23 protein-coding genes are annotated in these 20,830 nt (G+C 74.7%); 10 read left to right on the forward strand and 13 right to left on the reverse strand.

Annotated features, from left to right (window positions below; all coding sequences use genetic code 11):
- Positions 1-13: 13 nt before the first annotated feature.
- Positions 14-1,480, reverse strand: a complete 1,467-nt coding sequence (locus EV189_RS17090; protein ID WP_130494216.1) for an aldehyde dehydrogenase family protein — start codon at positions 1,478-1,480, stop codon at positions 14-16.
- Between the two features lie 95 nt (positions 1,481-1,575).
- On the opposite strand from EV189_RS17090, the gene EV189_RS17095 reads away from it, so the two are divergent.
- Positions 1,576-2,358 carry an isocitrate lyase/PEP mutase family protein gene (locus tag EV189_RS17095; RefSeq protein ID WP_130494217.1) on the forward strand — a complete coding sequence of 261 codons (783 nt, stop codon included), beginning with the start codon at positions 1,576-1,578 and terminating at the stop codon, positions 2,356-2,358.
- 37 nt (positions 2,359-2,395) lie between these two features.
- Entirely contained in the window at positions 2,396-3,031 is a 636-nt protein-coding gene (locus EV189_RS17100; RefSeq protein ID WP_130494218.1) for a LysE family translocator, read from the forward strand.
- Positions 3,032-3,040: 9 nt separating this feature from the next.
- Here the strand turns inward: EV189_RS17100 and EV189_RS17105 are convergent, their stop codons facing one another.
- A complete protein-coding gene (locus EV189_RS17105; RefSeq protein WP_130494219.1) occupies positions 3,041-4,588 on the reverse strand; it encodes an alpha/beta hydrolase fold domain-containing protein in 1,548 nt (515 codons plus the stop codon).
- Between the two features lie 144 nt (positions 4,589-4,732).
- On the opposite strand from EV189_RS17105, the gene EV189_RS17110 reads away from it, so the two are divergent.
- The 3 genes from EV189_RS17110 to EV189_RS17120 are packed head-to-tail and all read left to right on the forward strand — an operon-like array spanning position 4,733 to position 6,261.
- Positions 4,733-5,623, forward strand: a complete 891-nt coding sequence (locus EV189_RS17110) for a Rieske 2Fe-2S domain-containing protein (protein ID WP_130494220.1) — start codon at positions 4,733-4,735, stop codon at positions 5,621-5,623.
- Positions 5,620-5,910: a CDGSH iron-sulfur domain-containing protein gene (locus EV189_RS17115; RefSeq protein WP_231116515.1), complete on the forward strand. Its 291-nt coding sequence runs from the start codon at positions 5,620-5,622 to the stop codon at positions 5,908-5,910. Before EV189_RS17110 ends, EV189_RS17115 begins: the two co-directional genes overlap by 4 nt.
- Before the next feature lie 12 nt (positions 5,911-5,922).
- Positions 5,923-6,261 carry a phage holin family protein gene (locus EV189_RS17120; protein ID WP_130494221.1) on the forward strand — a complete coding sequence of 113 codons (339 nt, stop codon included), beginning with the start codon at positions 5,923-5,925 and terminating at the stop codon, positions 6,259-6,261.
- Between the two features lie 150 nt (positions 6,262-6,411).
- Here EV189_RS17120 and EV189_RS17125 read toward each other — a convergent pair whose 3' ends face one another.
- Positions 6,412-6,693, reverse strand: a complete 282-nt coding sequence (locus EV189_RS17125) for a DUF3159 domain-containing protein (RefSeq protein WP_331250677.1) — start codon at positions 6,691-6,693, stop codon at positions 6,412-6,414.
- A 9-nt stretch (positions 6,694-6,702) separates the two neighbouring features.
- Positions 6,703-7,191, reverse strand: a complete 489-nt coding sequence (locus EV189_RS17130; RefSeq protein ID WP_130494223.1) for a hypothetical protein — start codon at positions 7,189-7,191, stop codon at positions 6,703-6,705.
- A 94-nt stretch (positions 7,192-7,285) separates the two neighbouring features.
- On the opposite strand from EV189_RS17130, the gene EV189_RS17135 reads away from it, so the two are divergent.
- Positions 7,286-8,449, forward strand: coding sequence for an aldose epimerase family protein (locus tag EV189_RS17135; RefSeq protein WP_130494224.1), 1,164 nt, complete (start codon positions 7,286-7,288; stop codon positions 8,447-8,449).
- A 26-nt stretch (positions 8,450-8,475) separates the two neighbouring features.
- Positions 8,476-9,438 carry a DNA polymerase domain-containing protein gene (locus EV189_RS17140; RefSeq protein ID WP_130494225.1) on the forward strand — a complete coding sequence of 321 codons (963 nt, stop codon included), beginning with the start codon at positions 8,476-8,478 and terminating at the stop codon, positions 9,436-9,438.
- Here the strand turns inward: EV189_RS17140 and EV189_RS17145 are convergent.
- Genes EV189_RS17145 through EV189_RS17165 form a run of 5 tightly spaced genes read right to left on the reverse strand, consistent with a single transcriptional unit; the run spans position 9,435 to position 14,476 of the window.
- Positions 9,435-10,331 carry an aminoglycoside phosphotransferase family protein gene (locus EV189_RS17145; RefSeq protein ID WP_231116516.1) on the reverse strand — a complete coding sequence of 299 codons (897 nt, stop codon included), beginning with the start codon at positions 10,329-10,331 and terminating at the stop codon, positions 9,435-9,437. The two genes, EV189_RS17140 and EV189_RS17145, sit on opposite strands and share 4 nt — an antisense overlap.
- 60 nt (positions 10,332-10,391) lie before the next feature.
- Complete coding sequence (locus EV189_RS17150) at positions 10,392-11,444, reverse strand: threonine aldolase family protein (protein WP_130494226.1); 1,053 nt, start codon at positions 11,442-11,444, stop codon at positions 10,392-10,394.
- Entirely contained in the window at positions 11,441-12,079 is a 639-nt protein-coding gene (locus EV189_RS17155) for an SDR family NAD(P)-dependent oxidoreductase (RefSeq protein ID WP_130494227.1), read from the reverse strand. Before EV189_RS17155 ends, EV189_RS17150 begins: the two co-directional genes overlap by 4 nt.
- Positions 12,076-13,413, reverse strand: coding sequence for a DUF6421 family protein (locus EV189_RS17160; RefSeq protein WP_130494228.1), 1,338 nt, complete (start codon positions 13,411-13,413; stop codon positions 12,076-12,078). The genes EV189_RS17155 and EV189_RS17160 overlap by 4 nt, the downstream gene beginning before the upstream one ends.
- 49 nt (positions 13,414-13,462) lie before the next feature.
- Positions 13,463-14,476 (reverse strand): iron-containing redox enzyme family protein, encoded by a 1,014-nt coding sequence (locus tag EV189_RS17165; protein ID WP_130494229.1) that lies wholly within the window; start codon positions 14,474-14,476, stop codon positions 13,463-13,465.
- A 99-nt stretch (positions 14,477-14,575) separates the two neighbouring features.
- Here EV189_RS17165 and EV189_RS17170 point away from each other — a divergent pair, with 99 nt between their 5' ends.
- Genes EV189_RS17170 through EV189_RS17180 form a run of 3 tightly spaced genes read left to right on the forward strand, consistent with a single transcriptional unit; the run spans position 14,576 to position 16,409 of the window.
- Positions 14,576-14,926: a hypothetical protein gene (locus EV189_RS17170; RefSeq protein WP_130494230.1), complete on the forward strand. Its 351-nt coding sequence runs from the start codon at positions 14,576-14,578 to the stop codon at positions 14,924-14,926.
- Positions 14,923-15,792 (forward strand): SDR family oxidoreductase, encoded by an 870-nt coding sequence (locus EV189_RS17175; protein WP_130494231.1) that lies wholly within the window; start codon positions 14,923-14,925, stop codon positions 15,790-15,792. Before EV189_RS17170 ends, EV189_RS17175 begins: the two co-directional genes overlap by 4 nt.
- Positions 15,789-16,409 (forward strand): DUF1990 family protein, encoded by a 621-nt coding sequence (locus tag EV189_RS17180; RefSeq protein WP_231116517.1) that lies wholly within the window; start codon positions 15,789-15,791, stop codon positions 16,407-16,409. Before EV189_RS17175 ends, EV189_RS17180 begins: the two co-directional genes overlap by 4 nt.
- Here EV189_RS17180 and EV189_RS17185 read toward each other — a convergent pair.
- From EV189_RS17185 to feoB, 4 genes are read right to left on the reverse strand one after another with little or no spacing between them, the layout of a single operon-like run.
- On the reverse strand, positions 16,364-16,909 hold the full coding sequence (locus EV189_RS17185; protein ID WP_130494232.1) for a GNAT family N-acetyltransferase: 546 nt from the start codon (positions 16,907-16,909) through the stop codon (positions 16,364-16,366). The two genes, EV189_RS17180 and EV189_RS17185, sit on opposite strands and share 46 nt — an antisense overlap.
- Entirely contained in the window at positions 16,906-18,369 is a 1,464-nt protein-coding gene (locus EV189_RS17190; RefSeq protein ID WP_130494233.1) for a family 20 glycosylhydrolase, read from the reverse strand. Before EV189_RS17190 ends, EV189_RS17185 begins: the two co-directional genes overlap by 4 nt.
- A complete protein-coding gene (locus EV189_RS17195) occupies positions 18,366-18,656 on the reverse strand; it encodes a FeoC-like transcriptional regulator (protein ID WP_130494234.1) in 291 nt (96 codons plus the stop codon). The genes EV189_RS17190 and EV189_RS17195 overlap by 4 nt, the downstream gene beginning before the upstream one ends.
- Positions 18,653-20,830, reverse strand: coding sequence for a ferrous iron transport protein B (feoB, locus tag EV189_RS17200; RefSeq protein ID WP_231116518.1), 2,178 nt, complete (start codon positions 20,828-20,830; stop codon positions 18,653-18,655). Before feoB ends, EV189_RS17195 begins: the two co-directional genes overlap by 4 nt.

Here is a 20,830-nt window from a genome sequence, read left to right on the forward strand (position 1 = left end):
ACGTCCTACCCGCTCAGACGGGGAACTCCCGCGGCTCGTGCTGCACGCTGACCCAGTGGTCGGTGGTGAACTCCTCGATCGCCCACTCGCCGCCGAAGCGCCCGAGCCCGGAGGCCTTCTCGCCCCCGAATGCGACGTGGTTCTCGTCGTTCATCGGCTGGTCGTTGACGTGGGTCATCCCGGCCTGGACGCGCAGCGCGAAGCGCACCCCCCGGTCGGTGTCGCGGGTGAAGACGGCGCTGGACAGGCCGTACTCCGTGTCGTTGGCGATGGCGAGCGCGTGCTCCTCGTCGTCGGCGCGGATTACCGTGGCGACCGGGCCGAAGACCTCCTCGCGCGCCGTGCGCACCTCGTTGGTGCCGAGCAGCACGTGCGGCGGCAGCACGAGGCCCGTGGGGCCCGTGGGCTCGCCGCCGACCAGCAGCTCCGCGCCGTCCTCGAGGGCGCCGGAGACCTTGTCGCGCACGGACTCCAGCTGCTTCTGGTTGATGATCGGCCCGATGACCGTGGCCGGGTCGGCCGGGTCGCCGACCTGCAGTCCCTTGACCAGCCCGACGAACTCGTCGACGAACCGGTCGTGCACCGCCGCGTCCACGACGATGCGGTTGGTGATCATGCAGACCTGGCCCTGGTGGAAGAACTTCCCGAAGACCGCGGCGCGGGCCGCGTACGCGATGTCGGCGTCGTCCAGCACCACCAGCGGGCCGTTGCCCCCGAGCTCGAGCGAGAGCTCCTTCACCCCGGCCTTGGACGCGATCCCCTCGCCGACCGGGGTCGAGCCGGTGAAGGAGATGACCCGGGGCACGGGGTGCTGCACGATCGCGTCACCGATGTCGCCCCCCGAGCCGATGACGACGTTGAGCAGCCCGGCAGGGAGCCCGGCCTCCTCGAGGACCTTGGCCAGGAGCAGCCCGCCGGTGACGGGGGTGTCCCCGGCGGGCTTCAGCACGACGCCGTTGCCCACCGCGAGCGCGGGGGCGACCGAGCGGTTGGACAGGTGCAGCGGCACGTTCCACGGGCTGATGACGCCCACGACACCGACCGGCTGGCGGTAGACGCGGTTCTCCTTGCCGGGGGTGTCCGAGGGCAGGATGCGGCCGACGACGCGGTAGGGGTACGACGACGCCTCGAGGAAGTCGCGCCTGGTGATGGCGAACTCGAACTCGGCGACCGTGCGCGTCGCGCCCGACTCCTTGACGGTCCAGTCGACGATTTCGTCCTTGCGCCTGTCCATGACCGCTGCGGCCTCGAGCATGACGGCGGCCCGCTCCGCCGGGGCAGCGGCGGCCCAGTCGCGCTGGACGCGGGCGGCCGACGCGTACGCCTCGTCGAGGTCGTCGGCGTCGGCCAGCGGGATCTCCGTCAGCACGTCGCCGCGGTACGGGTCGGTGTCCTGCGCGGTCTTCCCGGCGCGGCCGGCGCGCCACTGACCGGCGATGGGCATGGTGTCGAAGCCGTCGTACGGCGTGGGGGCTGCCATGACGACCCCCTGCCCGTGGCCCGTGATCGTCACGCTCGCGCCAGCAACCGGGCTCGCGGCAGGCGGTGTCGGCGGCAGGCAGTAGCGTCGCGATCATGACCGACGTCGCGACGCGCGCCCGCACCCTGCTCGACCTCCACACCGCCCCCGAGATCCTCGTCCTGGCCAACGTCTGGGACGTGGTCTCGGCGCAGGTGGTCGCCGCCACCCCCGGCGTCAGGGCGCTCGCGACCGCGAGCCACTCGATCGCCTCGACGTTCGGCTACGCCGACGGGGAGAACATCCCGCTCGACCTGCACCTCGACATGGTCCGGCGGATCGTCGCCGCCGTGGACCTGCCGGTCACCATGGACTTCGAGGCCGGCTACGGCGACGCAGGGGAGACCGCGCGCCGCGCGATCGAGGTCGGCGCCGTGGGCGGCAACCTCGAGGACCAGCTGCGCCCGCTCGACGAGGCTGTCGCGAACGTCGAGGCCGTCATGCGCGCAGGGCGCGACGCGGGGGTCGAGTTCGTGCTCAACGCCCGGACCGACGCCTTCGTGCGCGCCGCCGAGGGCGCTACGAGCGAGGAGAAGGTCGCCGAGGCGGTGCGCCGCGGACGGGCGTACCTCGAGGCCGGTGCCCCGGTCGTGTTCGTGCCGGGCGCGGTGCAGCGCGACGACATCGCCGCGCTGGTCGAGGGCATCGGCGTGCGCAGGGTGACGGTCATCAGCGTCCCCGGCGTCTCGCTGCCGGCGCGCGAGCTGCAGGAGCTCGGCGTCGCGCGGGTCTCCACCGGCCCGTTCACCCAGCGCGTCGCGCTCACGGCGCTGCAGGACGCGGCAGCGGAGGTCGTCGCCGGGGGCGTGCTGCCCTCGGGGACGCGCCCGCTGAACTGAGCGGCGGCACGGGCGGCGCGGCGGCTACCGTGCTCGCGTGCTGGTCACGCTCGCGTCCTTCCTCGTCGCCTCCGTCCTCATCGTGCTGCTGCCCGGGCCCGACACGCTCGTCGTCGTGCGGGGCCTCGTGCGGGGAGGGCGGCGCGGCGGCGCGCTGACCGCCGCCGGCGTCCTCTGCGGGGTCGTGGTGTGGGTAGCCGCGGCGTCGCTCGGGCTCTCCGCCTTGCTCCAGGCCAGCGAGGTCGGCTACGACGCGCTCAAGGTGGCGGGCGCGGTCTACCTGCTCTGGCTCGGCGTGCAGTCGCTGCGCTCGATCCGGCGGACGCCGGCCGAGGTCGCCGAGACGGGCGACGGCCCGACCGCTCCCAGCGCGGCGCTGGGGCGGTCGGGCTTCGTCGCCGGCTTCCTCACCGACATCCTCAACCCGAAGGTCGGCGTCTTCTTCGTCAGCTTCCTGCCGGGGTTCGTCCCGCACGGCTGGTCCGTGGGCTGGACGACGATGGGGCTGGGCGGGGTGTTCGCGGTGCTCACCGCGGCGTACTTCGCCGGGCTCGTCGCCGTGTCCGGCACCATCGCCACGTGGATGCAGACGCCGCGCATCCGGCGTCGGCTCGACGTGCTCAGCGGCGTGGTGCTCATCGGGTTCGGAGTGCGCCTCGCCGCCGAGCGCTGAGCCCGCCGCTCAGCCGGCGAACGCCCGGGTGAAGTGGTCGGCCGCCGCCTGCTGGGCCTCGGCTGCCTTGTCGAGCACGGCCGCGGCACCGAAGAACTCGTGCATCACCCCGTCGACGTGCAGCAGCGTCACGTCGCCGCCAGCCGCGCGGAGGTCCTCGGCGAACTGCTGGCCCTGCGAGCGCAGCACGTCGCGCTCGTCGGTGATGACGAGCGTCGGCGGCAGCTGGCGCAGCGTCTCCTGCGGCCAGGACAGCAGGTCGATGCGCGGGTCCTTCGCGCCCTCCGGCACGCCCTCGAACGCGTGCATGGCCATCCACGACAGCAGCGGCCGGTTCAGCGGGCGCCCGTCCGCGGCGTCCTCCATCGACTCCCCGAACTGCTCGCCGGTGGTCAGCGGGTAGACGCAGACCTCCGCCACGGGCAGCGGCTCGCCGGACTGCAGCAGCTGCAGGATGGTCGCCGGGGCCATGTTCCCGCCGACGGACTCGCCGCCGATGCCGATCCGCGAGGCGTCGCCGCCCAGCTGCGCGGCGTGCTCCACCACCCACCGGTACGCCGCGAGCACGTCGTCGTGCGACGCCGGGAACACCGCCTCCGGCGCTCGGCGGTAGTCCGGGCTCACGACGATGGCGCCCGTGCGGTTGCACAGCCCGCGGCACGAGGCGTCGTAGGTGTCGATGTCGAACAGCACCCAGCCGCCGCCGTGGATCCACATGATGACGGGCAGCGGACCGGCGGCACCGGCGGGCGTGTAGACGCGCAGGGTCTGCTCGCCGCCCGCGGCGTCCGGGATCCTGAGGTCCTCCACCGAGCCGACGTGCTCGGGGCCCTCGATGCCGCGCTCCTCCATGACCTTCTTCACCGCAGCGTCCGGGCCGGGCTGCTTGCGGGCGAGCTCGGGCGTGAGGATCTCGAAGGGCAGCGGGCCGAACGACGCGTGGGCGTCGACGATCGCCTGCGCCTGCGGGTCGAGGATGCCGGACGCGTCCGTACCGACCTGGAGCTGGGTCTTGGAGAGCAGGTCGCGGGCGTGGTCGAGCGGCTTGGCGAGCGCGCCGACGACCTTCTCGATCCCGCCGCCGTCGGGGGCGTGCGGGTGCGGGCGGGTCGGCGCCTTGCGCTTGGCGGCGAGGAACTCCTTGCCCAGCTGTGCCATGCGCTCGGCGCCGACCTTCTGCCGGAACTCCGGCAGCTCCTCGTCCTCCTCGTCGTGCACGTGGTGGCGCGTGATCGCGATGAGGTCGGTGATCGCCTTCTCGTAGTCGGCGTCGCCGGGCTCGCCGTGCTCGAGCGTGACGAGCAGCTCCTTGATGTCGCCGTGCTCGTCGCGCGCGTCGGCGTTCTCGTCGCGCATGCCGAGCTCGAGCCAGATCGGGTAGAGGACGGTCTCCTCGGCGAACGCGTGCAGCGCCAGCTCGAAGGACACCTGCTTGACGAGCACCGCGCGGTTCCCGCGGCCTGCTTCGAGGTGCTGGAACTGCCGCTCGACGACCGCGTGGTCGTCGGCGATGAGGTGGTCGATGTCGCCGGGCTGGGTGGGGTAGGACAGTGCCACGAGGGCCTCCGGTCTGCGGGGTACGACCCTGGTGGGGTCAGACGGCCTTTACCCCCCTGGCCCCCACTTTCCCCGTGATCATGCAGATCCTGGGAGTTGTGCCAGACACGTTCGGCTGCTGCGGCCCGCGGGAAGGACCCGCTCATGCGACTGACCAGCACGCTCGAACGCAGCATGGAGAAGGTGGAGGACGCCGGCGGGCTGGACCGCCTGGCGACCCCCCTGGCCGGAGCCGTCCGCTCCCTCGCCTCCCGCAGCCGTACGCTGACCGACCTCCTGCACGGGGTCCCGCTGGGCCACCCGGCGCACCCCGCCATCGTGCTGCTGCCAGTGGGCTCGTTCGCCTCCGCGACCATCCTCGACTTCGTGCCCGGGACCGGCCCCGCCGTGCCCGTGCTCGTCACCACGGGGCTCGCCAGCACCGTCCCGGCGGCGGCGGCCGGCCTCGTCGACTGGGCCGAGCTGCACCCGCAGCAGCAGCGCGTGGGTCTGGTGCACGCCACGAGCAACGTCGTGGGCGCGACGTTCTACGGCCTGAGCCTGTACGCGCGGGGACGCCGCCGCTGGGGCGCCGCCCGGCTCTACAGCCTCGCGGGGTTCAGCGCGCTCATGGTCGGCGGCTACCTCGGCGGACACCTCTCCTACCGGCAGAGCGCCGGGGCCAACCACGCCGAGGACGTCCCCCACCTGGTGCCGGGCGGCTGGAACGACCTCTGCGCGATCGACGACCTCCCCGACGGCCGCCCGGTGGAGAAGCACATCGGCGAGACCAGCGTCATGGTCGTGCGCCGGGGCAAGGCCATCGACGTCCTCTCGGACAAGTGCAGCCACCTGTCCGGCCCGCTCCACGAGGGGCGCCTGTCCGAGGAGGACGGCGTCGCGTGCATCACCTGCCCCTGGCACGGCAGCACGTTCGCCCTCTCCGACGGCCGGGTCGTCTCCGGCCCGGCGACGGTGAAGCAGCACGCCTTCGACGTCCGCGTGTCCTCCGGGGTCGTGCAGGTCCGCCTGCCGGGCGCGAGCGGGGACGCGTGAGCGTCCCGCTGGCCGACGAGGGCGACGACGTCCCCACGATCACGCCGTACCGCGACGGGCCGCTCATCCTGCGCGGCAGCTTCCGCATCGAGGACCAGGACGGCAACGAGATCGACCCGGGCCGGGAGACGGTCGCCCTGTGCCGCTGCGGGAAGTCCGGCCTCAAGCCGTTCTGCGACGGCGCGCACCGGCGGGCCGGGTTCCGCGCCGCGAGCGGCCCCAGCCGGGAGCGGCACGTGGCCGCCCTGCGGCGGGCCGACCTCGACGGCCCCTCCGACGACGCGTGACACAGTGGGCCCATGAGCTTCTGGGGCGCGGTGGGTGAGGGCCGGAACGGGCTGCTGAACGCCGTCACGGAGGAGGTCGGCGGCCGGGTGCGCCGCGAGATCCGCAGCGCCCAGGACGACGTCCTCGGCCGCCTCCGCTCGGCGGGTACGGGCCTGACCCTCCTCGGCGGCGCGGGCGCCCTGGGCGCGCTCGCCCTCGGGAGCGCCGCCGTGCTCGTCATCCGTGTCCTCGAGGCGGTCCTCCCCAAGCGCCTCGCCGCGTTCGCCGCCACCGTCGTCTTCGGCGGTGGCGCTGCCGCGCTGGGGACGGCCGGGCTGCGTGAGCTGCAGCGCGCGAAGAGCCGCGGCTGACTCAGACCGTCGCGCGGCGCAGCGGGGACCGCGGGTCGTAGACGCCGCCGCAACCCGGAGCGCGGCGTCCGCGAGGAGCCCGGCGCCCCACAGCACGCTCGAGAGCATCCACATCCGACGGAAGCGCGGCGCCGCTGTCCAGAGCCCCTCCTAGTCCGGCGGCCAGCGCAGCCGCCCCTCGAGCAGCGGCCGGCTGAACAGGTACGCCAGCGGGCGCTGCGCGACCCACGGACTGACGAGGAACCAGACGCCGGTCACGCCCGTCAGCAGGGCCTCCTTGGCGAGCAGGAAGCGCGTGCTGCCCGGCAGGACCGACACCGCCACCGCCCCCAGCGTCATGGCGGTGAGGTACGCCGACAGCCCGTCCACGCGCCGCTCCCGCGCGTACGACCAGAGACCGGGCGCGGCCGACACGACCGCCGAGGCCAGCAGGGCGAGAGGTCAAGGCAGCTCGAGGAGGCGGTCGCGCAGCTGCGCGCTGCGCCGGGTCCGCAGCAGGGCGTGCCCGAGGGCGGTCGCCGCGAGCACGACCAGGACCGGCCAGAGCAGCCACCCGGCCCACTCCAGCTCGTGGAGCAGCTCGACCGTCTCCTTCGCCGCGATGAGCAGCCCCCCGGCGCTGACGAACACCCAGCCCGTCGCCTTGTCGGTGAACCCCAGCAGCTGCAGGCGCTTGTCCGGGGCGAGCGAGGCGACGAGCGCGCGGCGCAGCTGCTCCTGGCGGCGGCGTACCTTCCACCACGCGACCGGGGGGAGCAGCCACCACCGGAGCGGCACCCGGGGGACCAGCGCGTCCCCGTCCACCGCGGCGAGGTCCTCGTGCTCGAGGCCCTCCTCGTCGAGCTCGAGGACCGCTTGGTAGACGGGCCCGACGACGAGCATGCACGCGCCGAGGAAGCCGCACCAGGCACCGAGCTCGGTCATCGCCACGGCGTCACGGTATTCGACGTGGAACCGATGCGTTTCGGCCCCGCTGCTCGTCGGAACACCTCCGCCGTCAGGGTCCTCGACGTGGAGGCGTCCGATGTCGCTGCTGTCCCCGGTCCTCCCCACCCGCCGCCGCGTGGCGGCACTCCTCGCGCTGGCCGCCGGCGTCGCGTCGGCCCCGGCCAGCGCGGCGACGCCGCCGCGCGTGGTGTCGCTGACCAGCGAGCGGTGGGGCGTCGTGCAGGGCCACCCGGTGACGCGCTACACCCTCACCGACCCGGGCGGCATCCGCGTGCGGCTCATCACCTACGGCGCGGCGATCCAGTCGGTCGAGGTGCCCGACCGCCACGGACGCGTCGCCGACGTCGTGCTCGGCTTCCCCGACGTCGCGGACTACGCCGCGAGGAGCCCGTACTTCGGCGCGACGGTCGGCCGCTACGCGAACCGGATCGCCGGCGGCAGGTTCCGCCTCGACGGCAGGACGTACGTCCTCCCGCGCAACGACGGCCCCAACACGCTGCACGGGGGCACGGTCGGGTTCGACAAGCGGGTGTGGTCCGCCAGCGGCGTACGTCGCGGCACGGCCGCCGGGGTGACCTTCCGGCTGGTCAGCCCGGCGGGGGACCAGGGCTTCCCGGGCCGCCTGTCCGTCTCCGTCACGTACACCCTCGACACGGCGGACCGGCTGCGGATCGACTACCAGGCCAGCACCAGCGCGCCGACGGTCCTGAACCTGACGAACCACAGCTACTTCAACCTCGCCGGCGAGGGCAGCGGCAGCGTCGAGGACCAGCAGCTGCAGATCTCCGCCGCCGCGTACACGCCCATCGACCGCACGCTGATCCCGACCGGGGCAGTGGCGCCGGTGACGGGCACGCCGTTCGACTTCCGCACGGCGAGGCGGATCGGTGACGGCCTCCGAGGAGGGAGCGCGCAGCTGAGGTACGCCAAGGGCTACGACCACAACTGGGTGCTCGACGGTCCCGCGGGCCGGCTGCGCCAGGTCGCGCGCGCGATCGACCCGGTCAGCGGGCGCTGGGTCACCGTGCAGACCACCGAGCCCGGCCTGCAGGTCTACACCGGCAACGTGCTCGACGGCACGCTGTACGGCACGAGCGGACGCCAGTACCGCGAGGGTGACGCGTTCACGCTGGAGACGCAGCACTTCCCGGACTCGCCGCACCACCCGTCGTTCCCCAGCACGGTGCTGCGGCCGGGGCAGCGGTTCACGAGCAGCACGGTCTACGCCTTCGGGTCCTGAGTCGCGCTGCAGGGCAGGATGAGCAGGTGCCCGAGCAGGAGGAGCGGTCCGGCGTCCGGCTGACCAACCTCGACCAGCCGCTGTTCGCCGACGCCGGCGCGACCAAGCGCGACCTCGTGGACTACCTCGAGGCCGTCGCCGACCGGTTCGTGCCGGTGCTCGCGGGCCGGGCGCTCAGCGTCGTGCGCGTGCTGCGCGGCCAGGCGCCGTTCGTGCAGAAGAACCTGCCGGCGTACGCGCCGGAGTCGACCCGGACCCTCGAGGTCGCGACGCAAGACGGCAAGCGGGTCGTGCACTACCCGGTGTGCGACGACCGCGAGACGCTGCTGTGGTTCGCCAACCAGCGTGCGGTCGAGTACCACCCGGCGCTCTTCCGGGGGCACGACGTCGACTCGGCGAGCCACCTCGTGCTCGACGTCGACCCGCCTGCCGGTACGGACTCCTTCGCCCGCGCGGTGGACGGTGCGCTCCTCGTGCGGCAGGCGCTGTCAGCCGCGGGCATGGACGCCCTGGTGAAGACCAGCGGGGCGAAGGGCGTGCACGTCATGGTCCCGCTGCTCCCCGGGCAGCCGGTCGCGGACGTCGCTGCGGCGACCCGCGCGCTCGCCGCCCGGGCCGAGCGGATCGACCCCGCACTCGCGACGACGGCGTTCGTCGTGGAGGAGCGCGGAGGCAGGGTGTTCCTCGACGCGACGCGCTCCGGGGGAGCGACGCTGGCGGCGGCGTACAGCCCGCGCGTCCGCCCCGGCGTGCCGGTCTCGTTCCCGCTCGCCTGGGACGTCCTCGGCGAGGCGGACCCGGCCGGGTTCACCATCACCAGCGTCCCGCGCCTGCTGGGTGGTGCAGACCCCTGGGTCGCGCTGATGCCCGTGCCGCAGCAGCTGGACCCGGCGCTGGTGGAGGAGGGCCGGGCGATCCCCGTCGCCCGCGTCGCGGCGATGCACGAGGGCAAGCGCCGGGCACGGGCCCGACGGGCCGCCGAGGGCTAGCGCGCCAGCGCGTACGGCACGGTCTCGCGGATCACGTGCTGCGCGTTCGTCGCCAGCGGGATGTTCGTCTCGCGGTAGTAGGGCAGCTGGATGAGTGCCTGCGACAGCGCCCAGCCGGCGCTGCGGACCCAGGTCGCGTCGTCCGCACCCGTGGCCTTCCAGAACGGGTCCCGCAGCCGCTCGGGCAGCAGGTTCCAGGCGACGGCGAGGTCGACGGCGGGGTCACCGAGCCCGCAGCCGCTGAAGTCGAGGACGCCGGCGAGCCTCCCGCCACGGACGAGCAGGTTGCCGCCGGTGATGTCGCCGTGCACCCACGGCCCCGGCAGCTCGGCGACGGGCGCGTCGCGCAGCACCTCCCACGCGGCCGTGGTCCGCTCGGTGTCGACGAGGTCCGCCACGGCGGCGATGCACTCGCGCACCTCGGCATCGCGGGCCGCCAGCGCGACCTTGGTACGCCGCGGCGCTCCCGCCACGTCGAGAGCCCTGAAGGCACGCAGGAACTCGGCCAGGTCGTGCACGAACGCCTCGTCGACGACGTCGGGGTTCTGCCCCGGGACGAACGTGCAGACCGACCACGGGAACGGGAACCCCTCGCCCGGCTCCCCGAGCGCGACCGGCACCGGTGTCGCCACGGGGAGCTGCGGCGCGATCTCCCGCAGCCAGCGCCACTCGTGCTCGACGTTGTGCACGACCGAGGGGATGCGGGGGAGCCGCACGGTGAGCTCGTCCCCGAGCCGAAACATCGCGTTGTCGGTGCCGCTCGAGGAGAGGTGCTCCACCGGCAGGTGCGCCCACTGCGGGTGCTGGCCCGCCACCAGCCGCCGGACGAGGTCGGCGGAGACGCGGACCTCGTCGGCGTGCATGAGGGGGGCGTCGTCGGTCAGGTCGGGCATCCCGACGAGTCTCGGCTGGGCCCGGCGCCCACCGCAATCGCTTTTGCTCGGGGTCGCAGGTCAGGCGAGCTCGGCGCGCACCGCCTCGGCGAACGCGTCGATGTCGGCCTCGGTGGTGTCGAAGGTCGTCATCCAGCGGACCTCGCCGGTCGCCTCGTCCCACACGTAGAACCGGAACTGCTTCTGCAGCCGCTCGGTCACGTCGGCGGGCAGGACCGCGAAGACGGCGTTCGCCTGCACCGGTCGGACGATCTGCAGCCCCGGCAGGTCGCCCACCGCTGCAGCGAGCCGCTGCGCCATGGCGTTGGCGTGGCTCGCGTTGCGCAGCCACAGGTCGCCGCCGAGCAGCGCCTCGAACTGCGCGGAGACGAAGCGCATCTTCGACGCCAGCTGCATGCTGGCCTTGCGCAGGTAGAGCAGGTCGCTGTCGGGGACCGTCGGGTCGAGCACGACGACGACCTCGCCGAGCATCAGGCCGTTCTTCGTGCCGCCGAACGACACCGCGTCGACGCCGACCTCGGTGGTGAACGCCGCGAAGTCGACCCCGAGCGCCGCTGCGGCGTTGGAGATGCGCGCCCCGTCGAGGTGGACCTTCATCCCCTTCTCGTGCGCGGCGTCGCAGATCGCGCGCAGCTCGTCGACCGTGTAGACGGTGCCGAGCTCGGTGGACTGCGTCACCGAGACCACCTGCGGCTGCGCGCGGTGCTCGTCGTCGAAGCCGCGGGCCTCGACCTCCATCAGCTCGGGCGTGAGCTTCCCGTCGGGCGTGGGGATCGTCAGCAGCTTCAGCCCGCCGACCCGCTCGGGCGCGCCGCACTCGTCGACGTGGATGTGCGCGGACTGCGGGCAGACCACCGCGCCCCAGCGGGTGGTGAGCGCCTGCAGCGCCACGACGTTGGCGCCGGTCCCGTTGAAGACCGGGAACGCCCGCGCCTGCGGGCCGAAGTGCTGCCGGAACACCTCCTGCAGGTGCCCGGTGTAGACGTCGTTGCCGTACGCCGTCTGGTGCCCGCCGTTGGCCCGCCCGATCGCCTCGAGCACCTCGGGGTGGATGCCGGAGTAGTTGTCGCTGGCGAAGCCGCGCAGCTGCGGGTCGTGTCGCTGCTCGCTCACGCGGCCAGCCCCCCTCGTCGTCCGTTCAGGTCCTGCGCGTCCGTGTCCCAGAGTCGCACGAGCGCGTCGGCGAGCGTCGTGGCGGGAGTCCAGCCGGGTCGCTCGCCGATCGCCTGCACGACCAGGATGTGCGCGGCAGCAGCGGTTCCCGCGAACGAGTCGGCCAGGGCGAGGGTCCACGCCTCCGCCGCGGCCTTCGCCGAGACGTACGCCGCGCTGCCCGCCGTCGGGCGCTCGACCGCCGCCGCCGACACGATCGCGAAGCGCCCGGCGTCGCTGGCGCGCAGCACTTCGTGGAACGCGAGGGTGACGTGCTGCAGCGTACGGACCAGCGCGTCGTGCAGGAGCTCCGCGTCCTCGAGGGTGTTCGCGGCGAACCCCTTGCCCCCGCGCCAGCCTCCGACGAGGTGGAGCACGCCGTCGACGGGGCCGACCCGAGCGGCCAGGCCCGCGACGGCCGCGGCGTCCAGCAGGTCGACGGCCTCCGCCCGGACGCCGGGAGCCTCGAGCGCCGACGGGTCGCGCGAGACCGCCACGACGGACGCCCCCGCTGCGGTCAGCGCGGCGACCGTCGCTCGCCCCGCGGGGCCGCTCGCCCCGGTCACCACGACCGTGCGGCCGGCGACACCGGTCACGCGCGGATCCCGCGCGTCGACTCGATGACCGGGCCGATCTTCTTGCTCAGCGCCTCGAAGAACATGCTCAGCGGGAACTCGTCCGGCAGCACGAGGTTGGTGAGCTCCTTCGGCGGCCCGTCGAGCGGCAGCGCCTCCCGGCCGCGCGCCCAGGTCGAGGCCGGGTGCGGCTCGACGCAGGTCGTGACGAGCTCGTAGGCCGCCAGCCAGTGGGAGACCTTGGGCCGGTCGATGCTGCGCCAGTAGAGGTCCTCGATCTGCTCGAGCAGCGCGAGCACGGCGTCGGGCAGCGCCTCCCAGTCGACGCTGAGCCGGTTGTCGGTCCAGTTGACGACCCGGCGGCGGTGGAGGAAGGCGAAGAGCAGCTGCCCGCCCAGCCCGTCGTAGTTGCGCACGCGCGACCCGGCCAGCGGGAAGCGCAGGGCGCGGTCGAGGACGATGGCGTACTGCGCGAGCCGTGCGCCGGCGACCCCGGCCCGGTCGAGCTCGACCGCCGCGCGGAAGGCGGTGAGGTCGCAGCGCAGCTCCTCGAGCGCGTAGAGCCAGAAGGGCATGCGCTGCTTGACCATGAACGGGTCGAACGGCAGGTCGCCGTGCATGTGCGTGCGGTCGTGGATGACGTCCCACAGCACGAAGGTCTCCTGCGCCACGCGCTGGTCGTCGAGCAGCACCTGCACGTCCGCCGGCAGCTCGAGGCGCAGCACGTCCAGCGCCGCGCGCATGACCGTGCGGAAGCGGGCCGCCTCGCGGTCGCAGAAGATCGCGCCCCACGTGAAGCGCGGGACCTCGCGGACGGCGACTGTCTCGGGGAAGAGCACCGCGGAGTTGGTGTCGTAGCCCGCGGTGAAGTCGAGGAACTCGACCGGCACGAACATCGGGTTGGCGTAGTCGCCGGCCTCGACCTCGGCGACCCACGCCGGCCAGGTCACCTTGAGCAGCACGGCTTCCAGGTGCCGGTCCGGGTTGCCGTTCTGCGTGTACATCGGGAAGACGACGAGGTGCTCGACACCGTCGACGCGCTGCTGCTCCGGGTGGAACTCGAGCAGCGAGTCGAGGAAGTCGGGGACGCCGACACCCCCGTCACGCCAGCGCTCGAGGTCGCGCTGCACGGCCGCGAGGTACGCCGCGTCGTGCGGGAACGCCGGGGCCAGCTCTGCCACGGCAGCCACGGCGGAGGCGAGGGACTCCTGCGCCACGGTGAGGTCGCCCTCCGGCGACAGCGAGCCGTCCCCCGCCAGGTGCGGGCGCAGCTGCTCCACCGCGCCCTTCAGGGCCGCCCACGCCGGGCTCTCGCTGACGAGCGACGGGGCGGGCAGGAGCACGGGCGGCGTCATGTCACGACCGTAGCGCTCCTACGACCGTGACGCCAGGACCACCACCCGGTCAGGCGGCGGCCGCCTCCGCGAGCGCCCCCCACTCGCGCAGCAGGCTCTCCCCGAACATCCCCTCGACCGCGAGGTACGCCGCGGTGCCGAACAGCAGGTCCGCGCGCAGCTCCGGCTCGGCCGCGACGAGCGACCCGCACATGTCCTTCGAGGCCAGCTGCTCGTGCACCGCGTCGGCCTCGACGTGCTCGTCGTAGTAGAGCGTCGCCGACTCCGGCAGGCGCAGCCGGCGCAGCCCCGCGGCCAGCCGCCGGCACGGCTCCGTCGACGTCATCTCGATGCCCGCGAGGTGGCCGAGGGCGGAGGCCCGCCAGCGGCGCGCGATCCCGAAGAAGCTCATGAGGTTCGCGGCGCACAGCGCCTCGGCGGACGCGTCGTCGGCGTACGCGCCGTACGTGTCGTCCAGCCCGAGCTCGCGCATCATCCGGCCGAACATCGCCGAGTGCAGGCGCACGGCACTGCCCCCGCCGTACTCGTCGGCCTGGATCTCGACGAGTGCGGCCTTGGCGCGTCCGCGGATCCGCGGCACGACCCACGTGTGGGGGTCGGCCTCCTTGAGGTGGTAGAGCGACTTGTGGCGCAGGAACTCCTGCCACTGCGCGAGGTCGCCGTGGCGGGAGAGGTAGCGCGAGAGCGACGGGCCGTCGTCGGCGGCGATGACCCGCTCGAGCGCCAGGTCGACGTCCTCGCCGTCGTCCTCGGCGAGCACCGCCGCGAACGGGGTGCGCGCCACCAGCCGCCGCAGGTCGCGCTCGACGGCCGCCTCCAGCGCCCGGCGCACCGCGAGCACGCTCGGCTCCTGCTCGGCCTCGTCCGGCACACCGTCGATGCCGGTGTAGTGCAGCTCGTAGAGCGCGAGCAGGGCGACCTGGACGTCCTCGTCGGTCAGCGCGTCGCGGGTCTCGGCCGCCCGGGCACGCGCGCAGCCCAGGGTGGCCTCGGACAGGGTGCCGCCGTGGAGCTCGCGGAGGACCGCCTCGCTCAGCGGCCCTCGTGGCCGCGGGGTCTTCATGAACCACGTCTGCCCCGATCGGCAGGGGGACAAGCGCGCAACCGGCCGGAAACGTGGCAGCGCGGTTCGCGGGCGGCACGGCGCGGGGAGGAGACGACCATGCCGTCCACGACGATCCGCTGCGAACGCAGCATGCCCGCGCCCGCCGAGGTCGCCTATGAGGTGGCGACCGACCCGGCGCAGCTCCACCGCTGGGTGCCGGTGCTCGGGCTGCCGGAGGGCGAGGAGCCCGCCCTCCAGGTGGACCGCGCGAACCTCCGCGCGAGCTGGGGCCACGGCTCGGGGTACGCCGGCCACCTGCAGGTCGAGGACGCCGACGCGGGGACGAGCGTCGTCCGGCTGGACCTGGAGTTCGCGGGCGGCGCGCCGGACAGCGCGGAGGAGCTGGTGGGGCAGGCGCTGGACCTGCTCGCCGGCGAGGTGGAGACGCGCGTGGACGACGCCTCGTGAGGACGCCGTCCCGGTTCGACCTCACCGGCCGCGTCGTCCTCGTCACCGGCGGGACCGCGGGGATCGGCCGGGCCACGGCCAAGCTGCTGCACCGCAAGGGCGCGACGGTCGTCGTGTGCGGCCGGCACGAGGGGCGCCTCCAGGAGACGGTGGCCGAGCTGCCGGGGACGCACGGCATCCGTGCCGACACCACGGTGCCGGAGGACCGCGCGTCGCTGCTCGCCGAGGTCCTCGAGCGCCACGGGCGGCTGGACGCGCTCGTGCTCAACGCCGGCCAGGGCTGGGCGGGCCTCGTCGAGGACATGCCGGCCGAGGACGTCGAGCGCGTCATCGCGGTCAACCTCACGGCGACGGTCCAGCTCGCCCGGGCGGCGCTGCCGGCGCTGCTCGCCGACGGCGGCGGGGACCTCGTCGTCATGTCGAGCATCGCGGCGTGGTCCCAGGTCCCGCCGCTCACCGTCTACTGCGCGACCAAGGCCGGCGTGCAGGGCTTCGCCCGCGGGCTGCGCCGCGAGGTGTCGGGGCGCGGGGTCCGCGTGCACACCGTCAACCCGGTGGCCGTCCGCACCGAGTGGCTCGCCCGCGGCCACGGCTACGAGCCGAGCAGCGACGCCGACGCCCACCCGCGGCTGTCGCCCGGCATCCCGCCGTCGCTGGTCGCCCGCGCCGTGGCCCGTACGCTGCGCAGCCCCTGGTCGCGCGAGGTGTCGGTGCCCCGGATCAGCGGGCTCGCCCGGCTCGGCGAGGTGCCGCCCGTCGACAAGGCGCTCGACATCGCGCTCTCGCGCATCCCCGGCGGGATCGAGGGCTTCGCCGACCAGATGGTCGGCCCCAGGGTGTCGCGCCGGGGGGAGGAGCGGCCGTGAGCGGACTGCGCCTGCGGCGCCCCTCGCGCGCCGCGCTCGTCCGGCTGCTCGCGAGGCAGTCCGGCCAGCCGCTGACCTACGAGCACCAGGGGATCAGCCTCGAGGCGGCCCCCGTCCTGCCCGCGGGCTGGGGCGTCAGCAGCGCGTCACGGACCGTCGGCTCCGGCGACGCGGTCTGGCAGGCCGCCCGGGCCGCCCTCGACGGCTGGGCCGCGCACGCCGCGGTCGGGGTCGTGCTCGAGCCGGAGCGCCCGCCGCTGCGCGTCGGCCAGGAGGTCGTCGTCGTGGCCGGGCTGCGCTGGGGCGCGGTCGTCGCCGCCTGCCGCATCGTGCGCGTCGTCGACGAGCCCGACGCGTACGGCTTCGCCTACGGCACCCTGCCCCTGCACCCCGAGGTGGGGGAGGAGGGCTTCGTCGTGCGCCGCGAGCTGCGCCCCGACGGCAGCACGGGTGAGGTCAGCGTGCACGTCCGCGCGGTCTCCCGCGCCGTGGCGCTGCCCGCCCGGCTGGCGCCGCCGCTGGCGCGCCTCGTCATCGCCGGCTACGTGCGGGGCTACCTGCGCGGGCTGGCTCAGGCGGCGGGGGTCTCCGCGAGGTCGGAGGGGCGCAGCCGGTAGACCTGCAGGACGAGGCCGTAGTACTTGTCGGTCTCGCCGACCCACTCCATGCCGAGGCGGCGGGCGACGGCGGTCGCGCGCTCGTTGGAGGGGCGCACGACGGCGAAGACCTCCTCGACGGCCTCGGAGAACGCGTACTGCGCCACGGCGCGGGCGGCCTCGGTGGCGTAGCCCTGGCCCCAGTGCCCCGGGGCGAGCTGCCAGCCGATCTCGATGTCCTCGTCGTACGGCGGGAGCGGGCGGAGCTCCATGCCGCCGACGACCACGCCGTCCGCGGCCCGCTCGACGGCCCAGCGCCCGCGCGGCGTCTCCAGCCCGGCCTGCTCGGCGGCCCAGCGCTCGAGGTGCTCGCGCATCTGCTCGACGTCGGCGGGAGCGGACATCGCGGGGGTCAGCCAGCGGGCCACCGAGGCGTCGCCGAACACCGCCAGCGCGGCCTCGGCGTCGTCGGGCGTCCAGGGACGCAGGACCAGGCGCTCGGTGGAGATCACGTCGGTCACGCGGGCAATCTACCGGTCGCGGGCCCGGTGCCTCCGGGCAGTCCGGGCGGTCTTGGCGGGGCAGCCGGCCAGTCGACCCCGTCCGCCGGGTGCCAGTGCCGGCCGCGCCGCGTCCAGCCGGGGGAGCAGGCCGCCACCCGCTCGCGGAACCCTGCCCAGTCGCGACGCTCCTGCGCCGACCACCCGACCTCGGCGGTGGCGAGCAGCCGCGGCAGCGCCATCGTCTCCACGTCCGCCAGCGTGCGCAGCGTCTCGCTCCAGAGCGCCGCCTCGACGCCCTCGACCGCGGCCGGGTCGACGCCGTCGAGCAGGGTGACCGGGTCCCAGTCGTAGGCCTGCCGCAGCGGCAGCGTCCCGGCCCAGGTCAGGCCGAGCGGGAAGCCCTCGTCGTACTTGAGGTCGAGGTAGGTCCGGTCGGCCGGCGACAGCACCAGCCCGCAGCCCTGGGCGACGGCGGCCTGCGCGGCCCGGGCGCCCTCCGTGCCGCGGTGCCAGACCTGCACCAGCGAGCCCGGCGGCAGGACGGCCGCCGCTGCCTCCTCCCAGACGACGAGCCGGCGCCCGAGGGCGGTCACGGCCCCGCTCGCCCGGGCGACGAAGGCCACGTAGTCGTCGTGCGGGGTCTCCAGCGTCTCGTCGCCCCCGATGTGCAGCGGGGCGCCGGGGAAGGCGGCCGCGGCCGCGGCGAGCACGTCGCGGACGAACGCCCACGTGGTCTCCGACCGCACGTCGAGCGAGCTGTAGCCCACCTCGGTGTCGGTCCGCGGTGCGGGCGCGACGCCGTCGGGGTTCAGCTCCGGGCAGGCAGCCAACGCCGCGTTGGTGTGGCCCGGCATGTCGGTCTCGGGCACGACCGTGACGAAGCGGTCGGCGGCGTGCTGCACGATGCGCGCGAGCTCCTCCGGCGCGTACGCGCGTGCCGGGTCCCCGCCCACCGCGCCGCGCCCGCCGACCTCCGCGAGAGCGGGCCACTCGGGCACCGGCAGCCGCCAGCCCTGGTCGTCGGTGAGGTGCAGGTGCAGCACGTCGAGCTTGTACGCCGCGGCGAGGTCGACGAAGCGGCAGACCTCGTCGGGGCTGAGCCAGTGCCGGGCGACGTCGAGCATGACCCCGCGGTGGGGGAAGCGCGGCTCGTCGGCGACCTCCACCCCGGGCAGCGCGTCGCCGGCGACGTCCAGCAGCTGCGCGAGCGTCGTCAGCGCGCGGAAGGCCCCGACCTCGGCGCCCGCGCGCACCTCGATGCCCTCCGGACCGGTGCGCAGCTCGTGCGCCTCGCCGACCAGGTCCGCCAGCTCGACGGTGAGCGCGACGCTGCGGCCGGCGAGCAGCTCCACGGCGTACGCGCCGGCGCGGTCCCAGCCCTCGGGCAGCGCCAGGCGCGGCTCGCCCGGGGTCAGCGGCAGCGGCGTGCCCGTCTCGACGACGGTGCGGGGCAGCGGGACGAGCGGGAGGGTCGTCACGGCCGGCGGGCGATGGAGATCGCGACCGGTCCGACCGCAGGGCCGGGACTGCCGCAGCCCGGCGCGTCGCCCTCGCCGGACGGGCAGGTGCCGCAGCCCCCGTCAGGACAGCCGCCGGCCAGCGGCTCGGCGACGAGCGCGCCCTTGCGCACCCAGTAGTCGACCATCGCCGAGACCTCGGCGACGGAGGCGCCGACGCGGCGGGCGACGTCGTCGAGGCGGACCCCGCCGCCGGCGGCACCGCGCACCTCGAGGAGCACCTGGCGCAGCGCGGTCGGGGAGCTCATAGGACCAGCCGCCCGAGCTGGAAGACCGCGACCGCGAGGCCCCACGCGACGGCGAGCTGCATGCCCATGCCGATCAGCGTGAGCCGCATCCCGATCTCGGCGCGCTGCGCCGCGACCGTCGCCATGCAGGGGGTGTAGGCGAGGAGGAAGACCATGAAGGCGAGCACCGCGGGGGTGAGGTGGCCGCCGGAGCTGGCCTCGAAGCTCGCGCGCAGCTGGCTGCCCAGCGCACCGGCCTGGTGCATGTCGGTCGGCTCGGCCGCGGCGTAGGTCTGCGCCTGGGTCGCGACCACGGCCTCCTTGGCCACGAAGCCCGTGATCAGCGCGGAGGCCGCGTGCCAGTCGCCGAAGCCGGCGGGGGCGAAGACGGGGGCCAGGGCCTGCGACCCGCGCCCGAAGGCGCTCTGCTCGATGCTCACCGAGCCGAGACCGGAGCCCGCCGAGGCGGCGAGGGGGATCGAGGAGAGCAGCCACACGGCCGTGACGGTCGCGACGATGACGCCGCCGGCGGTGCGCAGGAAGCCGCGGACCTTGACCCAGGAGGAGCGGCCGATCACGCGCAGCGTGGGGCGGCGGTAGGGCGGCAGCTCGAGCACGAGCGGCTCGCGCGCCGTGTCGCGGAACAGCGTGCGGCGCAGCAGCAGCCCCATGACGACCACGAGGAGGATCGACACGAGGTACATCGCGAAGACCACCGAGCCCGCGGCCCTCCCGAAGAACACGTTGGCCAGCAGCACGTAGACCGTGAGCCGCGCGCTGCAGGTGACGTAGGGGATGAGCATGCCGATGAGCAGCCGGTCGCGTGCGTTGGGCAGGATCCGCGTCCCGGCGAGCGCGGGGACGTTGCAGCCGAAGCCGACGATGAGCGGCAGGAACGCGCGGCCGGGCAGGCCGACGAGGCGCATGAGCCGGTCGACGACGAACGCCGCGCGCGCCATGTAGCCCGAGTCCTCGAGCAGCGCGAGGACGACGAACATCACCGCCATCAGCGGGACGAAGGTCAGCAGCTGCCCGACGCCCGACACGAGCCCGTCGAGCACGAGCCCGCGCAGGACGGGCGCCGTCACGTGCGTGGTGTCCAGGGCCCACACCACGCCGCGGTGCACCGGTCCGTCGAGCAGCGACTGCAGCCCGGCCTGCATCGGCGCGGCGAGCCGCGTGGTCGCGGTGAAGACCGCCCACATGACGGCGAGGAAGACGGGGACGCCCGCCCAGCGCGAGGTGAGCACGCGGTCGATGCGGTCGGTCCAGGTCGTGGTGTGCCCGGCCGCGCCCGGCTGGACCTGCCCGAGGACGGCGTGCGCCCACGCGTAGCGGCGCTCGGCGACCAGCGTCTCCGCATCGAGCAGCCCGGCCAGCTCGGGGTCGAGGTCGACCTGCTCGGCCTCCGCGCGCTCGACCAGCCGCGTACGGGCCGGCGCGGCGGCGGGGTCGTCCCCGCTCAGCGCCTCGACCGCCGCCCAGCGGCTGCCGAGCTCGGCGGTCAACGGGGCCAGCTCGGCCTCGACGTCCGCGCCGAGGTCGCTGGGGCGCGGCACGCTGCGGGCGGCGAGCGCGAGGAGGACGGCCGTCCCGAGCTCGGTGGTGCCGACGCGCTCGCGCGGCCGCACGACGACGGCGGGGACGCCGACCGCCCGGGCGAAGGCGGCGGCGTCGACGGCCGACCCGCGGGCGGCGGCGACGTCGGTCATGGTGAGGGCGACGACCACCGGCACGCCGGTGTCGAGGACCTGGGAGAGCAGGTAGAGGTTGCGCGCGAGGTTCGAGCAGTCCACGGCGACGACCGCGAGGTCCGGCCGCTCCGCACTGCCGGCCAGCAGGTCCCGGGTCAGCTCCTCGTCGGGCGAGGCCGGGACCAGGCTGTAGGTGCCCGGCAGGTCGACCACGGTGAGCTTGGTGCCGCTGCTCCCGTCCGGGCGCCAGGTGCCCTCCGCGACGTGGACCGTCTTGCCCGGCCAGTTGCCCACCGTCTGGGAGGCGCCGGTGAGCACGTTGAACAGCGTCGACTTGCCGACGTTGGGGTTGCCGACGAGCACGACCGTCGCGACCGCGCCGGCCTCGGCGCGCGGAGGCGCCGGGCAGCAGGAGGCCGTCGGGCCCTGCGCGTGGTGGTGCGCCGGCGCGTGCTGGGGGGTGCTCGTCCCCGCGACGGGGAGCAGGGTGGGCGACGCCAC

It is taken from the genome of Motilibacter rhizosphaerae, from assembly GCF_004216915.1.
Taxonomy (GTDB): Bacteria; Actinomycetota; Actinomycetes; order Motilibacterales; family Motilibacteraceae; genus Motilibacter; species Motilibacter rhizosphaerae.

What these genes read in the sequence shown, in the direction of transcription:
- EV189_RS17090 (WP_130494216.1), bottom strand. Translation starts at nt 1,480, where the DNA reads ATGGCAGCCCCCACGCCGTACGACGGCTTCGACACCATGCCCATCGCC.
- EV189_RS17095 (WP_130494217.1), top strand. Translation starts at nt 1,576, where the DNA reads ATGACCGACGTCGCGACGCGCGCCCGCACCCTGCTCGACCTCCACACC.
- EV189_RS17110 (WP_130494220.1), top strand. Translation starts at nt 4,733, where the DNA reads ATGCGACTGACCAGCACGCTCGAACGCAGCATGGAGAAGGTGGAGGAC.
- EV189_RS17120 (WP_130494221.1), top strand. Translation starts at nt 5,923, where the DNA reads ATGAGCTTCTGGGGCGCGGTGGGTGAGGGCCGGAACGGGCTGCTGAAC.
- EV189_RS17135 (WP_130494224.1), top strand. Translation starts at nt 7,286, where the DNA reads ATGTCGCTGCTGTCCCCGGTCCTCCCCACCCGCCGCCGCGTGGCGGCA.
- EV189_RS17145 (WP_231116516.1), bottom strand. Translation starts at nt 10,331, where the DNA reads ATGCCCGACCTGACCGACGACGCCCCCCTCATGCACGCCGACGAGGTC.
- EV189_RS17160 (WP_130494228.1), bottom strand. Translation starts at nt 13,413, where the DNA reads ATGACGCCGCCCGTGCTCCTGCCCGCCCCGTCGCTCGTCAGCGAGAGC.
- EV189_RS17165 (WP_130494229.1), bottom strand. Translation starts at nt 14,476, where the DNA reads ATGAAGACCCCGCGGCCACGAGGGCCGCTGAGCGAGGCGGTCCTCCGC.
- EV189_RS17170 (WP_130494230.1), top strand. Translation starts at nt 14,576, where the DNA reads ATGCCGTCCACGACGATCCGCTGCGAACGCAGCATGCCCGCGCCCGCC.
- EV189_RS17195 (WP_130494234.1), bottom strand. Translation starts at nt 18,656, where the DNA reads ATGAGCTCCCCGACCGCGCTGCGCCAGGTGCTCCTCGAGGTGCGCGGT.